The 15992-nt window shown below is 40.5% G+C and carries 7 protein-coding genes and 1 pseudogene; 4 read left to right on the forward strand and 4 right to left on the reverse strand.

Annotation, left to right across the window (positions count from 1 at the left end; all coding sequences use genetic code 11):
* Position 1 precedes the first annotated feature (1 nt).
* From OQX62_RS21230 to OQX62_RS21240, 3 genes and pseudogenes are all read right to left on the reverse strand, one after another.
* Positions 2–255 (reverse strand): annotated as a pseudogene (locus OQX62_RS21230) (ORF6N domain-containing protein).
* 48 nt (positions 256–303) lie between these two features.
* Positions 304–3426 carry a DNA gyrase/topoisomerase IV subunit A gene (locus tag OQX62_RS21235; RefSeq protein ID WP_265833666.1) on the reverse strand — a complete coding sequence of 1041 codons (3123 nt, stop codon included), beginning with the start codon at positions 3424–3426 and terminating at the stop codon, positions 304–306.
* Positions 3427–3531: 105 nt separating this feature from the next.
* Positions 3532–4023, reverse strand: coding sequence for a cytidine deaminase (locus OQX62_RS21240; protein ID WP_265833667.1), 492 nt, complete (start codon positions 4021–4023; stop codon positions 3532–3534).
* A 240-nt stretch (positions 4024–4263) separates the two neighbouring features.
* On the opposite strand from OQX62_RS21240, the gene OQX62_RS21245 reads away from it, so the two are divergent.
* From OQX62_RS21245 to OQX62_RS21255, 3 genes are read left to right on the forward strand one after another with little or no spacing between them, the layout of a single operon-like run.
* On the forward strand, positions 4264–9252 hold the full coding sequence (locus OQX62_RS21245; protein ID WP_265833668.1) for a translocation/assembly module TamB domain-containing protein: 4989 nt from the start codon (positions 4264–4266) through the stop codon (positions 9250–9252).
* Positions 9236–11572, forward strand: coding sequence for a BamA/TamA family outer membrane protein (locus tag OQX62_RS21250; protein WP_265833669.1), 2337 nt, complete (start codon positions 9236–9238; stop codon positions 11570–11572). The genes OQX62_RS21245 and OQX62_RS21250 overlap by 17 nt, the downstream gene beginning before the upstream one ends.
* Before the next feature lie 8 nt (positions 11573–11580).
* Complete coding sequence (locus tag OQX62_RS21255; protein WP_265833670.1) at positions 11581–12594, forward strand: YihY/virulence factor BrkB family protein; 1014 nt, start codon at positions 11581–11583, stop codon at positions 12592–12594.
* Between the two features lie 15 nt (positions 12595–12609).
* Here OQX62_RS21255 and OQX62_RS21260 read toward each other — a convergent pair whose 3' ends face one another.
* Positions 12610–14514: a DNA topoisomerase IV subunit B gene (locus OQX62_RS21260; protein WP_265833671.1), complete on the reverse strand. Its 1905-nt coding sequence runs from the start codon at positions 14512–14514 to the stop codon at positions 12610–12612.
* Between the two features lie 107 nt (positions 14515–14621).
* Between OQX62_RS21260 and OQX62_RS21265 the strand changes: the two genes are divergently transcribed.
* Positions 14622–15974: an APC family permease gene (locus OQX62_RS21265; RefSeq protein ID WP_265833672.1), complete on the forward strand. Its 1353-nt coding sequence runs from the start codon at positions 14622–14624 to the stop codon at positions 15972–15974.
* Positions 15975–15992 lie beyond the last annotated feature (18 nt).

Genomic DNA, 15992 nt, shown 5'->3' on the forward strand with positions numbered 1-15992 from the left:
ATCACAATCCCTGACGATCTTCTTTGGAGGTCACATTTTGTGACCTCCAATTCTCCAGTTCTTCTTTAGTCATTTCAAACATAAAGTCTTCCGAAAACGGGCTATGTTACGCCGTACCGCCTGTTTTAAGACTTTAGTCTCTACGCCATATAGCTTAGCGAGATCCCTATCCAGCATTACCTTTTGATCCCGGATCATATAGATCTTACTCATGACAACCTCATCAGGTACAACGACATTCTCTAATGGACTCATAAGCAAATGTATCCAGATAGACTCTTATTGTGGTTAATTTTTTTTCAATTAAAACAAACCCAGCTGTCCTTTATCGTCAATATCAACATCATCCGGATTAGTAATCTCCAGTTTGATGTCTTTATTGGGCTTATTTTCTTTGGTTACTTTGCTCTTGGCATCGTCCCATTTTTTCTTTTTTACTACGGGAGCTTTAGCTTCCTCAGCCTTTACCTCCTGCTCATTAGTTGTCGCTTCGGGTTTTTGTGATTTAGCTTCGGGAGCTTCAGCCTTATCTTCTGCTAAGGTCTTACTTGTTTCCTTCTCCGTCACTTTCAACTCTGCTTCCGTCTCCTTATCTTCTTTAGGTAGAACGGGAGTTGCAGCCTTCACCTTAGGTGCTTTAATTTTAGGACCATCAATTTCTTCCTGAGGCTTAATGATTTCAGGCTTTTCTTCAACCGCTTCTTCTTTCACTTCAGGTAATACTTCTTCCGCAGATCCTACTTCATCATCGGCTGCAGTATCTTCTTCTATAGACCCAGTATCATCATTACGCTCATCAGACTCCGCATCTAACTCAGTTTCTACCATCACACCAGATGATGTGTCGTTACCACTTTCTGTATTGTCATTTTCATCTGCCTGATCAGCACTTTCCTCAGTAGTTTCTTCATCCAGCGCAGCTTCCTGCTCTTCATGGTTTGAAATACTGATGTTCTTCACGTCATGCTGACTTAACCTGTTTCCATTGGCTTTAATCCCTTTGACGTCTATGAAATCAGTTAGCAGAATCTCGATGGTTTCCGGAATCTGCGTTTTACCCTTCAGCAGATCAACAGTTAAAGTTGCTTCAGGATTACCCGTCAGGTACAGGAATTTAGATCCTGTCTCTTCACTAATCAGCGTTTGTTTTCTTCCTATAGCAATTGGTTCAAACACAAACCTTTTGATATAGTAGTTTTTGGCTTTTCCTTCGTAATGTACCACGCCAAATGGTTTTTCCGGATCAAACTTCTGGATCAGCAGCAGGTCGGCATCAAAATGGTTACTCAGCTCAAATGAACTCAGTTCGTACCATCCCTCCTTATGCACCTGCAGGATTTTGTCATCTCCATCAAATTCGCCCAGGTATTTGCCTCTGCCATCAACATTCAATCGTCTCAGCAGGCTATCATACCAGATTTTAAGACCCGATAAGGTAGAAACACCTTTGCTTTTCAGCAAAATCTTTTTAATCGGATATTTAGAAACTATATTTCCCTGCGAAGCACGACCTTTAATAGCGATATCAGCGAAATCAATATCAAACTGCAGTTTTTTCAGTTTGGTATGTGGTTTCAGCATTACCGTAATAATTTCTGCCTCCCCGTTAGGATTAGGTGTAAAATACAGTATTTTGGAACCTTTACTGCCTTTTGTGAGGTCGTATTCCTTATCACGCGTTACGCCCAATACAGCAAAACGCTTGATATAAGAAACACCACTGGCCGCATCTTTATAGATCAGGTTATAGATCGTACGTTCATCATTTTTCTTGAAAACCTGCGCATGGATAATTCCCTTACCCACAAACTGTTTGTCAGCTACTTTGGAAACGATACACTTGCCATCTTCCCGGAAAACAATGATATCATCCAGATCAGAACAGTCTGCAATAAACTCATCCTTTTTTAATCCTGTTCCAACAAATCCGTCTTCACGGTTCATATATACTTTAACATTTGCCAGAGCCACTTTAGAAGCTTCTACCCTGTCAAATAAGCGAATCTCAGTTTTACGTTCCCGGCCTTTACCATATTTATCCTTTAGCCGCTGAAACCATGCTACGGCATATTCCGTTAAGTGACGAAGATGGTTTTTAACGACCTTGATCTCATCGGCCAATGATTTCATCTGATCGTCCGCCTTTTTCACATCAAAACGTGTGATGCTGCTCATCGGTTTGTCAATCAGTTTCTTCAAATCTTCTGGCTGAATTTCCCGGTATAACTGTTCGGCAAATGGAGCAAATAAACCATTTAAAACTTCCGTTACCCGTTCAAAGTTATTCGAGTTTTCATAGTCAGGATGTTTGTACATCCCTTCCTGGATAAATATCTTCAGCAATGAACTGAAAAAGATCTTCTCCTGCAGCTCATGCAGTTTAATCTCCAGCTCCTGTTTCAGCAGGTTTTTAGTATTCTGCGTATTTTGGGTCAGGATATCATTTACGCTCAGGAACTGAGGTTTATCATCTTTAATAATACAGGTATTAGGAGAGATGGAAACTTCGCATGAGGTAAAAGCATATAAAGCGTCAATAGTCACATCCGGAGAGATACCCGGAGCCAGCTGAATCACAATTTCTACGTGCGCCGCAGTATTATCCTCGATCTTTTTAATCTTGATTTTACCCTTATCATTAGCAGACAGGATACTATCTATTACAGAGCCGGTTGTTGTACTGTAAGGAATTTCAGTAATAACCAGTGTCTTTTTATCTTTTTCAGTGATCTTGGCACGCACCCGCACTTTACCACCACGCATTCCTTCATTATAGGCAGAAAAATCTGCCATACCACCGGTAAAGAAATCGGGAAGGATATTAGGTCTGTTGCCTTGTAAAATCTCTATCGAAGCATCCAGCAGCTCGATAAAGTTGTGCGGCATTACTTTCGTTGCAAGCCCTACTGCAATACCTTCCGCTCCCTGTGCCAACAACAAAGGGAACTTAACCGGTAAAGTAAGCGGCTCATTGTTACGTCCGTCATAACTCAGCTGCCAGATCGTAGTATCCGAATTAAATACCACCTCATTTGCAAACTTAGATAAACGTGCTTCAATATAACGCGGTGCCGCGGCACTGTCGCCCGTAATCGGATCTCCCCAGTTACCCTGACAGTCAATCAGCAGATCTTTCTGCCCTATCTGCACCATCGCATCGCCAATAGAAGCATCCCCATGCGGGTGATACTTCATCGTATTTCCGATAACGTTAGCCGCCTTATTGAAACGTCCGTCGTCCATCTCTTTCAGGGAGTGCATAATCCTCCGCTGAACAGGTTTTAAACCGTCATTAATATGGGGTACGGCACGGTCCAAAATTACATAAGAGGCATAATCGAGGAACCAGTTTTCGTACAAACCATTAATAGGAATTACGTTATGTTTTGTCTCTTCGTTTACGTTATTATCTAATTCGTCGCTCATTAAGAAAATTGTTGGATGCTGTAAATATAAGGCATCCTGTGAAATTTTGGGAACACAATTTTCCCACAGTTTGTGACTAAATGGATTATCTGGCTAAAATTCAGTCTATTTCGCCAGGCGGTCCTCTACAAATGCAAAAGGAAGCAAACTTTTAACGCCTTTCACTTTGAGTATCTGTCCGCCGATACAGTAGAATATAATTGCTATTTCTTTTTTCTGCTTTTGTTCAAATTCAGACATCACCTGTAAACAGGCGCCACAGCAGGTAACCGGCTGTACAATTTTGAAATTATCGGTATGCGCAGTAATTACCATACTTTCAATAAGGGCATCCGGATAAGCCGCACCAATGGTAAACAAGGCAACGCGCTCTGCACACAGACCTGAGGGGTAAGCCAGGTTTTCCTGGTTACTGCCTAATATAATTTGTCCGTCGGCCAGCCTTACAGCTGTCCCAACTTTAAAGTTTGAATAGGGCGAGTAAGAGCTTTGCAATGCCTTTTCAGCCGCCGCACACAGCAGCTGGTCTTTCATTTCCAGCTCATCGAGTTGGTCATATGCCTCGTATGAAATGGAAAAGTTTAATTTATTTATCATAGGTATCAGAATCAGGCAGCAATCGTGAAAATATCAGATTTATGCTGGCATTTTTATATTGGGCATCTAATATAAGATTTAAAATTCACACCCCTGCCCCGAAGCAAGCAAAATATATTGAACAAAGTTTTAAATTAATTAAACAAAATCCCAGCCCTCTTGTAGTATTGAAAGAATAAACCAGCATGGCATGGTTTTAGTTAGCGTTTTCCATATTAAAAACTTAAAATTCACATCACATTGAATAAATACGTACGCAAAAGTTTAAAGGTTGTTTTGTGGGTCTTTGCCATCGTCATTATGCTGGTAGTAGCCATCGCCGTATCTTTAAACGTTCCGGCTGTTCAAAACTTCGTCAAAGGTAAAGCAATCAATTACCTGAAAAATAAAACCCATACTGAAGTCAGCCTCGAAAGTATTAAAATTGCGCTTCCAAAAGATGTAGTGCTGAACAAGTTTTATATGGCTGACAAAAAGGGTGATACCTTACTCTACGCACAAAAACTTTCAGTGGATATCAGCTTATTTAAGCTGCTTAAAAATACAGTAGAGATCAATAGTATTGAGCTGGAGAAATTAAGGGCAAATGTGACCAGGATTGATCCGGACACGACTTTTAACTATCAATTCCTGATTGACGCATTCATGTCTGAGCAGAAAAAACCAGAGGATCAGGTAAAGAAAGATACAACTTCAACGATGAAGTTCTCGGTAAATAAAATCAGTCTTACGGATATTGGAATTGTATTCAGAGATGATGTAATTGGTAATGATGTAAATGTAAAATTGGGCGAATTTAAAACCAATATCAAGGACTTTGATATGGCCAATCAGCATTATGTGATTAAGGATCTGATATTAAAGAATACTTCACTAAAGTATTTGCAGCAGAAGCCCCTCACAAAACTTGCTGCAGTAGTAGAAGAAAGTCTGGATACCGCTAAGTCCGAAACAGGAAAATTACCATTAGTTGAAGTGCAGGATATCGCACTGAATAATGTGAAGATCAAGTATGATGATATGCTTTCTGATACAAGAGCAGATCTGGATGTGAATGAGTTAACGCTGACCAAACTTCTTGCTGATCTTACAAAAACTGATATTAAACTGGATGATGCGACACTGAAAAAATCCAACATCCTGTTCGCATTCAAACCTGCCGCACCGGTAAAAGGAGCCGATACTGTAGCCACTACCAAACCATCGGCAATGGCTATACTGGTTGGTAAACTTAATCTTGCAGAAAACAATATACAGTTTGATAATCTGGGTGCCAAACCCACTCCAAAAGGAATGGACTTTAACCACCTTAAAATAAATAACCTGGGACTTGAAGCTGAAGCACTTTCATACAGTACGGCTGGCATTAAAGTAAACGTGAAAAGTGGAACACTAAAAGAAAAAAGTGGTTTCGAACTTTCAAAACTGCAGGGAGATGTGGTTTATAATGATAAAATGGTCAAAATTAATGACCTAATTTTTAAAACGCCCAATACAAATATTGAAAATAATACAGAGCTGAATTATACTTCGCTGGAAGATTTAACAAAACATCCTGAACGTGTGAAATTATCATTGCAGGTCAAAAACTCTGTTCTGGGCTTAAAAGATGCTACCTATTTCAGTGATGCCGTACCTGCGAATTATAAGAATGAAAAGATTAAGATCAACGCGAAAGTTAACGGCTACATGAATAACCTCGTGATCCCTCAATTGCAGATCAGCGGACTAAAGAGTACAAATATAGATGTTACCGGTACAGTTAAGGGTTTGCCTGATGTAAATAAGACTTTCCTTGACCTGAACATCAAACGTTTCTCTTTATCTAAAGGAGATCTGTTGGTAGTCATCCCTAAAAAATCGCTGCCTGCAAATATAGAGCTACCTAACAGGATTGTAGCTAATGGTAAATTCAAAGGCTCAATGACCAATTTCAATACTGGTTTTAATATCAATACGGACATGGGATCGGCAAAATTGCTGGCTTCAATGAAAGGGCCTAAAGGAAAAGAAAGTTATACGGCAGATATCAACCTGAATAATTTCAACGTGGGCAGGTTAATAAAAATGCAGCCCACTTTAGGAAGGATAACCGTTAAAGCGAAAGTTAACGGAACCGGACTGGATGCAAAAACGGCCAATGTCAAATTAAACGGACAGGTGGTAAGTGCCTATTATAATAAATATACTTACAGGAATTTAGTACTAAATGGAACTTATGCTGCTCAGAAATTAAACCTGAAAAGTAATATGGCCGATAGCAATGCCAATTTCAACCTTACTGCTTTAGTAAACATGGCTGGCAAATATCCGGCAATAAAGGCTGACCTGAATTTGAAGCAGGTAAACCTGCAGCAACTGAATTTTAGTCCGACCCAACTTTCATTGGCTGGTCTGGTGAAAGCGGATATTAAAACTGCTGATCCTGATTACCTGAACGGCGATGTGAGCATCAGGGGACTACAGGTAGTGAAAGATGGTCAGCGGATCAATGTGGATACAATAGATGTACATTCGGAAGCTGATGCAAATCATAACCTGATTAGCCTGAAATCTGAGATACTGAGTGCAAGGGTGGATGGTAAATATCAACTGACTAACCTGGCTGCAGCAATGATCAACCAGATCAATAAGTATTATGCCTTTGGCGTGGTTACTAAAATCCCCGAGCAGCGATTCAGGTTCAGCATGAATATTTACAATAGTAAACTACTCAAGCAGTTTGTGCCGACATTAACTACCTTCTCTCCTTCACGGATCAGCGGTTTGCTGGACACGCAAAAGGACAGCCTGATCATGAATGCATGGTTCCCTCAGGTAGTTTATGGCGATTATAAGGTAGACAGCACGAAGTTAACCGTTGATAATGCTAACCAGCAGCTGAATTATAAGTTACTGGTAGGACATGTACAGAGTCCTTCACTGGCCTTGTACAATACAGAGTTAAGCGGCCAGGCAGATAATAATGTGCTTGGCGTGAACATCTTTTTGAGGGACAGCAAGCTGAAAGACAAATATATGCTTGGAGGTACTTTCAAATCAATGGATAAAAATTTCCGCTTCAGTTTTGACCCGAATAAGTTATTGCTGGACTACGAGAAATGGGCGGTATCACCAGAAAATTATATACAGTTTGGTGCTTCAGGCATCCTGGCCAATCAGTTTAACCTGAGTAAGGACAACCAGTTACTGAGCATCAATAGTTTGAATGCTACACCTAACTCCCCGCTCAAAGTAGAGTTTAAAGATTTCAGAATAGAAACACTGACTAAGTTTGCAGCGCAGGACAGTGCTTTAGTAGGCGGAGTAATTAACGGTACAGTGGATGTAAAAGAATTAATGACCAGTCCTAAATTTGAAGCGAACATGACTGTCGACCGGTTGCGTTACCAGAAAGATCAGCTGGGCACTTTACGTATAGCGGTGAATAATAATACTGCAGACGCCTTTGAAACTAATATTGCTTTAACCGGCGTTCATGAATTAAGGGTAAATGGCTTTTATTATACGAAGAGAGAAAGTGCTTTGGACTTAAAGGTGAATATAGATAAAATCGACATGAAATCACTGGAAAGTGTTTCTATGGGACAGATCAAACAGGGTTCTGGAACCGTAACTGGTCAGCTGACAGTTACCGGGGCAGTAGCGAAGCCTAAAGTATTGGGAGATGTGAAATTTAACCAGGTAGCTTTTAATGCAACCTATGTAAACTCTTATTTAAGAATGCCAAATGAAACAATCAGCTTTACGGATCAGGGCGTAAATTTCAACAACTTTACGATAATTGATTCACTCAATAAAAGGGCGACAATCAACGGCGGCATCTTAACTACTGACTATACGAACTTTAAGTTCAATATGGACATTAAGACAAATAATTTCAGGGCGTTAAACTCTACCTCCGCGGATAATGAGTTGATTTATGGTACCGTATTCCTGACTAGTAATATTAAGGTCAGGGGTGATATGAATCAGCCTGATGTAAACATGACGGTTAAGGTAGAAAAAGGAACCAAGTTCTTTTTTGCAATGCCAACTGCCGATCCTTCTGTAATAGATCAGGAAGGTATTGTACAATATATTGATGCTGATGTGGCTCCTTATAACGGACAAAAAGCGCTGAAGGCAGACAGTATAAATAAAGCACCTATCAAGGGAATTAACCTTACCGCAGATATTGAAGTCGATCCTGAAGCAGAGCTGAATGTGGTAATCGATCCGGCTAACGGAGATGCATTGAAGGTTAGAGGAGATGCAGACTTAACAGCAACAATGGATCCTAGTGGTAAAATAAGCATGACAGGCCGATATGAAATCAATGACGGTTCTTTCGGCATTTCGGTCAGTGCTTTGGGTAAAAAAGAATTTAAATTAGTTAAAGGAAGTACTATCGTTTGGACCGGTGATCCAATGTCTGCTAATGTGAACCTTTCAGCAGTATACGAAGTAAATGCAGCACCAATAGATTTGCTTAATAGAGAGGATCTGCCTTCATTAAAAACCAAAGTACCCGTTCAGGTTTATCTGATCATGAAAGGTGAATTGATGAAACCAATTATTTCATTCAGACTGGACTTACCAGAAAATGAACGTGGAGCTGGTGATGGCTTGGTATATCCTAAAATGTTACAGGTAAACAGAGATGAGAATGAGTTGAATAAACAAGTATTCTCCTTGCTGGCACTGAACAGGTTTATGGCAAGTAATCCATTCCAGAGTCTTGCCGGAGGTGGTGGCGGAGTATCTACCCTGGCACGTTCAAGTGTAAGTAAATTATTAACAGAACAGTTAAATAACCTGGCGTCAGATCTGATTCAGGGTGTAGATATTAATTTTGGAGTGAATACTTCTGAAGATTATTCTACCGGCTCTCTGCAACAAAAAACTGATCTTGAGGTAGGTTTATCAAAAAAACTGCTTAACGACAGACTAACGGTAACGGTGGGTAGTTCATTCGGACTTGAAGGACCACAACCACAAGGTCAGAGTTCCAGTAATATTGCAGGAAATGTAAATGTAGAATATGCAATGTCTGCTGATGGCAGATACCGATTACGGGCTTATCGCCGTAACCAGAATGAAGGAGTGGTAGAAGGCCAGATTATTGAAACCGGATTAGGTTTTGCACTGGTAGTGGATTACAACAAGTTCAGAGAAATATTCCAGAAAAAAAGAAATAGAAACAAATCAAAAACAGAACAGAAGCCCAAAAATGAAAAATCTAATTAAACTCAGCTTATTTATCCTAATATGTTTAGTTTGGGCTGCCTGCAGCAACACTAAATATTTAAAACCTGGACAGAACTTATATACAGGAGCTGAGGTTAAAATCAATCCTGACTCATCCGGCAGGATTGATAATGAAAAAGATGTAAAAGCAACTTTAGAGAGCAAAACAAGACCAAGACCTAATAAATCTATTTTAGGACTTAAGCCTAAGCTTTATATATATAACCTGGCTGGTGAACCGAAAAAACCGAAAGGTTTCAAACACTGGTTACGTACCAAGGTTGGCGAGCCTCCTGTATTGCTGGATCAGGTGAAACTTCAGTATAACAATGATGTATTAACCAGTTACCTGATTTCTCAGGGATACCTGCAGTCGGTCGTTACTGGCGATACAGTAATTAAAGACCGTAAAGCCAAAGCCATATATACAGCTAATACGGGCGATCGCTACAAGATCAAAAGCGTAACTTTTCCAAAAGACACGGGTAATTTATCTGCTATCATCAACGAGAAAAAGGGAAACAGCCTGATTAAAGTGGGTGATTTTTATGATCTTGATGTCTTCAAAAATGAACGTATCCGTATAGATAATGACTTGAAAGAGCTGGGATATTTCTATTTTGCTCCAGACTATCTGATCTTGCAGGTGGATAGCACTATAGGCAAAAACCTGGTAGACATTACGGTAAAGGTAAAAGACATTGCACCGGATGCGGGTGTAAAACCATATACCATTAAAAACATCAATATCTATCCTAATTATTCACTCAGAAGAGATAGTGCACTCAGAAAACTGACACCACTGGAGTACAACGATTTTAATATCTACGATAACAGGAATACTTTCAAACCGAGAATTTTCGACAGGCTGGTATTCTTCAAAAAGGGAGAAACATACAATAGAACAGATCATAGCCGCTCGCTCAACAGGATGGTAAACATCAATGCTTTTCAGGATGTCAGAGCAGAGTTCTTACCACTAGACAGCTTCAAAAATGATGAACTTGACCTGAATATTTACCTTACTCCTTTAAAGAAAAACTCATTATCATTTGGTGTTACAGGAACCAGTAAATCCAATAACTTTGTGGGTTCGGAAGTAAAAGTAACGCAAACTACCAGAAACCTTTTTAGGGGTGCAGAACAGCTGGATGTGAGTGTAAGCGGCGGATTTGAGACTCAGGTTAGCGGAGCTTCAAAAGGATTAAACTCCAATTCCATCACTGCTGAAGCTAAGCTTACTTTCCCAAGGTTTATCGTACCATTTTATAAACCGAAAAGTACTACTGCCTTTATTCCAAAAACAATTACTTCCCTATCTTATCAACGTATCAACAGAGGTTCTCTATATGGTTTGAATTCATTTAAGGGAGAATTTGGCTACAACTGGAAAGAGAATATCCATAAAGAGCATACATTTAATCCAATCTCTATTAACTATGTAAAATCAAGTGTTGATAGTGCAAAACGCGATAGTTTATTCCTGATTGGTTTACGTAACATTTTAGAGCCGCAGTTCATTATTGGTAGTAACTATAACTTCACGTATAGTAATCAGATGGATGATTCCCGCAGAAATACAACGTATTTCAGTGGAAGCCTCGAGACAGGTGGAAATGTTTGGGGCGCATTTGTGGGTAAAAACGACCAGGGTAGAAAACAACTTTTCAATACTGATCTGTCACAATTTGTAAGAGCAGAACTGGATTTGAGGGATTATTTCAAAATCACACGTAATGTTACCTGGGCAAACAGACTGAATATCGGTTATGGATACGCTTACGGAAATACTACTTCCCTGCCTTTTGTGAGACAGTTTTTTGCCGGAGGTAGTAATGACATCCGTGCGTTCGCAGCAAGATCATTAGGTCCGGGAACTTATTATTATAAAAATGACGCTACTTTGAATCCAAATGTTATTCCTGATCAGAGTGGAGATATCAAACTGATGCTAAATAGCGAGCTACGCTTTAAGCTGGTGAGTGTTTTGTATGGTGCTTTATTTGCAGACGCCGGAAATATCTGGTTAAGAAAAGAAGATGTTGGTACTCCGGCTACAGCAGACCGGCCGGCAACCACAGGCAGACCAGGTTCAGGTTTCAAGGCCAGCAGAGCATTAAGCGAACTGGCTGTAGGTACCGGTGCAGGTTTACGGGTTGATGCCACTATCTTTGTAATTCGCCTGGATGTTGCCTTCCCTGTAAGAAAACCATATCTTGCGTCTGGAGAGCGTTGGGTATTTGACAAAATCGCATTTGGCGACAAGGAATGGAGAAGTGAGAATTTAATTTATAACATCGGGATTGGATATCCTTTTTAAGCGAAAGAATGAAATTAGTACATAAAATCAAACATTTCTTTATCGCTCTTTATCATTTATTCATAGCAGCTGGTAAAGGTTTTATAGAAGATCGCGTCACCAAACTCAGTGCAGCACTGGCTTATTATACGATATTTTCACTTACGCCGATGATTATCATTATCATGGCTGCAGCAAGTATCTTTTTTAGCAATAAGCTAAATCCGGGAACAGAACTCTTTGATCAGATCACTGATATGGTTGGCCGGGATGCAGCTAAACAATTGCAGGGATTTGTTGACAATGCGAATCTTACAGGAAAAAGCACAATAGGATTGATCATTGGAGTCGTTACACTGATAGTGGGTGCCACGGCAATTTTTATAGAAATACAGGACAGCATTAACCTGATCTGGAAAGTGAAAGCGGTACCCAAAAAGGGTTGGAAAAAGATGCTGACCAACAGACTACTCTCCTTCTCATTAATTGTCTCTATGGGCTTCCTATTACTCGTTTCACTGGTAATAAATAGTATTGTCGTCAGCCTGGGTGACAAACTTGGCTACCTGGTAAAGAACAGTAATGTCGGGGATGTAATACCAGTTGCCGGTGATACAGCTACATTATTGATTTATATCGTAAACAATGCCATCACGATCGCGGCTGTTACTGCTGTATTCACCATTATATTTAAGGTATTACCAGATGTAGACCTGAAGTGGAAATCAGCTATCATAGGTGCCTTATTTACAGCTCTGCTATTCAGCCTTGGTAAATATGTAATAGGAATATATATTGAGAAAGGCAATCCGGGATCTGCTTTTGGTGCCGCCAGTTCAATTATTGTAATCCTGTTATGGATTTATTATACCTCTATCATTTTATACTTTGGTGCCGAATTTACCCAGGCTTATGCAGAAAAGTTTGATGGAGGAATACGTCCCAGTAAATACGCAGTACACACCAAGATTACGATTGTAGAGGAGAAAGTTGATGTACTGCCTCCGCAACATCCAGAAGATACTATAGAAGCAAAGGATTAATCTAAAATAAGAAGATTAAGCTACTTCAACAATATCCTCTGAAACCGCAGCAGTGGCTGCATCAGCATCTGATGAGATCAGTTCTTCAATAGTATCTTTCTCAATCCTCAGGTTCCTGATAATATGTTGCTGCCTGTCTGGTGTATTTTTACCCATATAATATTCCAGCAGACCTTTAATGGTCTGGTCTTTCAGGATCACAGGATCCAGCCTGATATCTTTTCCGATGAACAAACCAAACTCGTCAGGAGAGATCTCTCCCAGTCCTTTAAACCTGGTAATTTCCGGCTTATTACCTAATTTCACAATAGCCTTTTTTCGCTCCTCATCACTGTAGCAGTAAATGGTTTCCTTTTTGTTACGGACACGGAACAATGGTGTTTGTAAGATATAAACATGTCCCGCTCTTACCAGATCAGGAAAGAACTGCAAAAAGAAAGTCATCATCAGTAACCTGATGTGCATACCATCCACATCGGCATCAGTCGCGATCACAATATTGTTGTAATGCAAGCCGTCCAGTCCATCTTCGATGTTCAGCGCATGTTGCAATAGGTTGAACTCTTCGTTCTCATACACTACTTTTTTAGTCAGCTCATAACAGTTCAAAGGTTTTCCCTTTAAGCTGAATACCGCCTGACAATCTACATCCCTTGATTTCGTGATAGAACCCGAAGCAGAATCACCCTCAGTAATAAAGAGTGTAGTTTCGTATCTTTTATCATGCGGTGTATTGAAATGCACTTTACAGTCGCGTAGCTTCTTATTATGCAGGGAAGCCTTTTTTGCACGGTCGTTCGCCAGTTTTTTAATACCCGCAATGTCCTTACGCTCACGCTCTGATTGCAGGATTCGTTTCAGTAATGCATCTGCAACGTCAGTATGTTTATGCAGGTAATCATCAAGCTCCTTTTTTACAAAGTCGCCGATAAACGTCCGCACAGACGGCCCTTCTGGCCCCATATTCTGAGAGCCTAATTTAGTTTTGGTTTGCGACTCAAACACGGGTTCCTGCACACGTACAGAAATTGCCGCTATAATTGATGCACGGATATCCGATGCTTCATATTCTTTTTTATAAAATTCACGGATCGTTTTCACCACCGCTTCCCTGAAAGCTGCCTGGTGTGTCCCCCCCTGGGTAGTATGTTGTCCGTTCACAAATGAATGGTAATCTTCACCGTATTGCTGACCATGGGTCATTGCAATTTCGATATCATTCCCCAACAGGTGAATAATAGGATAACGCAGGTTTTCCACATCAGCTACTTTATTCAGCAAATCATATAATCCACGCTCTGAAAAATACTTCTGACCATTAAAATTCACTGTAAGTCCCGTGTTCAGGAATACATAATTCCAGATCATGCTTTCTACAAATGCAGGGATATAATGGTAATTACGGAAAATAGTATCATCAGGATAAAAGGTAATCGCTGTACCATTGCGCTGCGTAGTATCTATGATCGGGTGATCAGTGATGATCTCCCCTTTGGAGAATTCTACCTTTTTAGTTTTACCATCGCGGTAAGACTGTACCACGAAGTTGGTAGACAATGCATTTACAGCTTTCGTACCCACCCCATTCAATCCTACAGATTTCTGGAAAGCATTACTGTCATACTTACCACCGGTATTGATTTTCGACACACAGTCGATCACCTTACCCAAAGGTATTCCACGGCCATAATCACGGATATTTACTTTAGAGTCGGAAACTGTAATATCTATAATCCTTCCCGAGCCCATCACAAACTCATCAATAGAGTTGTCCATGATCTCTTTCAGCAATACATAAATTCCGTCGTCATGTGCAGATCCATCACCTAATTTTCCGATATACATACCAGGACGCAGCCTGATGTGTTCTTTCCAATCCAGTGAGCGTATACTATCGTCGTTATAAATCGGTTCAGCCATAGTTTTTGAGTAGAATTACAAATTTAGTCAAATAACCGTCTTAGTTATCCTACAATTTTCAACAAATGCACATTTTGCCGTACCTTCATCCATTATTTAATTGATACATGCAGCCTAAGAAACAGCTCTCCCTTTTCGATCTATCCATGATCGTTGTTAGTTTAGTGATCGGAATGGGTATCTTCCGCACTCCGGTATCTGTCGCCGCAAAAGCACAGATTCCTGAATTGTTTTTTCTGGCATGGATTATCGGAGGGATAGTCGCTTACTGCGGGGCACTGATTTATGCGGAAATCGGTTCCAGATTTCCCGTGACAGGCGGTTATTATAAAATCTTCTCTGCCTGCTACCACCCCTCTATTGCTTTTGCGGTGAATGGAGTTGTGGTACTGACCAGTGCAGCATCCATGGCAGGCGTTACCCTGATCGGATCGGAATACCTGAGCAGCGTGATTCTTCCTCCTGCTCATCAGACCGACTCCTCCAAGCTGCTCATCGCCGGTACTACAGTGCTCATTTTTTATGGAATTAATCTGCTGGGTTTACGTGCCAGCTCGAAAGCGCAGAATATATTAACAGTCATTAAGATCACTTTGGTGCTGATGCTGATCTGCGCCATCTTCACTGGCGGTAATACAGCCACCGTATCTCCTATTTTTAAAACTGCTTCCGGTGCTTTACCGGTATGGTCAGATTACGGCAGGGCTTTAGGCGTCTGCCTCATTGCGGTTACATTTTCTTTTGCTGGTTATACGCAAACGATAAACCTTGGCGGGGAGGTGGAAAATGCAAAAACTATTGTTCCGAAGGGAATTAAAATAGGACTTTTCATCATTATCTCCCTGTACCTCCTGATCAATTATGCCTATGTAAAAGTGATTGGATTTGAGGAGCTGAAAACGGCCAATAGTATCGCAGCAATCCTGGCAGGGAAAATATTTGGCCCGGCAGGATATACCATCTTATCGGGCGTCATCTTCCTCTCTGTTTTAGGCTATGTCAATGTAAATCTGCTAAGCAATCCGCGGGCCATGTATGCCATGGGCGAAGAAAAAGCACTGCCAGCCGTATTTGCACAAAAAAGTAAAAAAACGGATGTGATGGTGGTAAGCCTCACCACTTTTACGGCATTGATCATCATCACTTTATTTTTTGCACAAACCTTCGATAAAATCCTGAACTATTCCATCATTCTTGAATGTATTGGTACGGCAAGCTCAGCAGCCACCTTATTTATCCTGCGAAAGAAGACTGCTCATTTAAACAACGGTACTATTTATACGTTAAAATGGTATCCGGTTGTACCGATCCTCTTTATTTCCTTTTTCTTTTTCGTGGGCATCAGCATTTACCAGGATGATCCTTCGGCAGCACTCAACGGACTGTTAATTTTTGCCGGCTTTATAGTGATCTATTTTATTTCGAAGTTTTTAAGTACAAAAGTTGCCGATGCAGATTAAGGTTCAATATCCTTTCCT

The sequence above is a fragment of the Pedobacter sp. MR2016-24 genome (assembly GCF_026239655.1).
GTDB lineage: Bacteria > Bacteroidota > Bacteroidia > Sphingobacteriales > Sphingobacteriaceae > Pedobacter.

Bases quoted from the DNA above. Each gene is read 5' to 3' on its own strand.
- OQX62_RS21235 (WP_265833666.1), bottom strand. From the start codon at position 3,426: ATGAGCGACGAATTAGATAATAACGTAAACGAAGAGACAAAACATAAC.
- OQX62_RS21240 (WP_265833667.1), bottom strand. From the start codon at position 4,023: ATGATAAATAAATTAAACTTTTCCATTTCATACGAGGCATATGACCAA.
- OQX62_RS21250 (WP_265833669.1), top strand. From the start codon at position 9,236: ATGAAAAATCTAATTAAACTCAGCTTATTTATCCTAATATGTTTAGTT.
- OQX62_RS21255 (WP_265833670.1), top strand. From the start codon at position 11,581: ATGAAATTAGTACATAAAATCAAACATTTCTTTATCGCTCTTTATCAT.
- OQX62_RS21260 (WP_265833671.1), bottom strand. From the start codon at position 14,514: ATGGCTGAACCGATTTATAACGACGATAGTATACGCTCACTGGATTGG.
- OQX62_RS21265 (WP_265833672.1), top strand. From the start codon at position 14,622: ATGCAGCCTAAGAAACAGCTCTCCCTTTTCGATCTATCCATGATCGTT.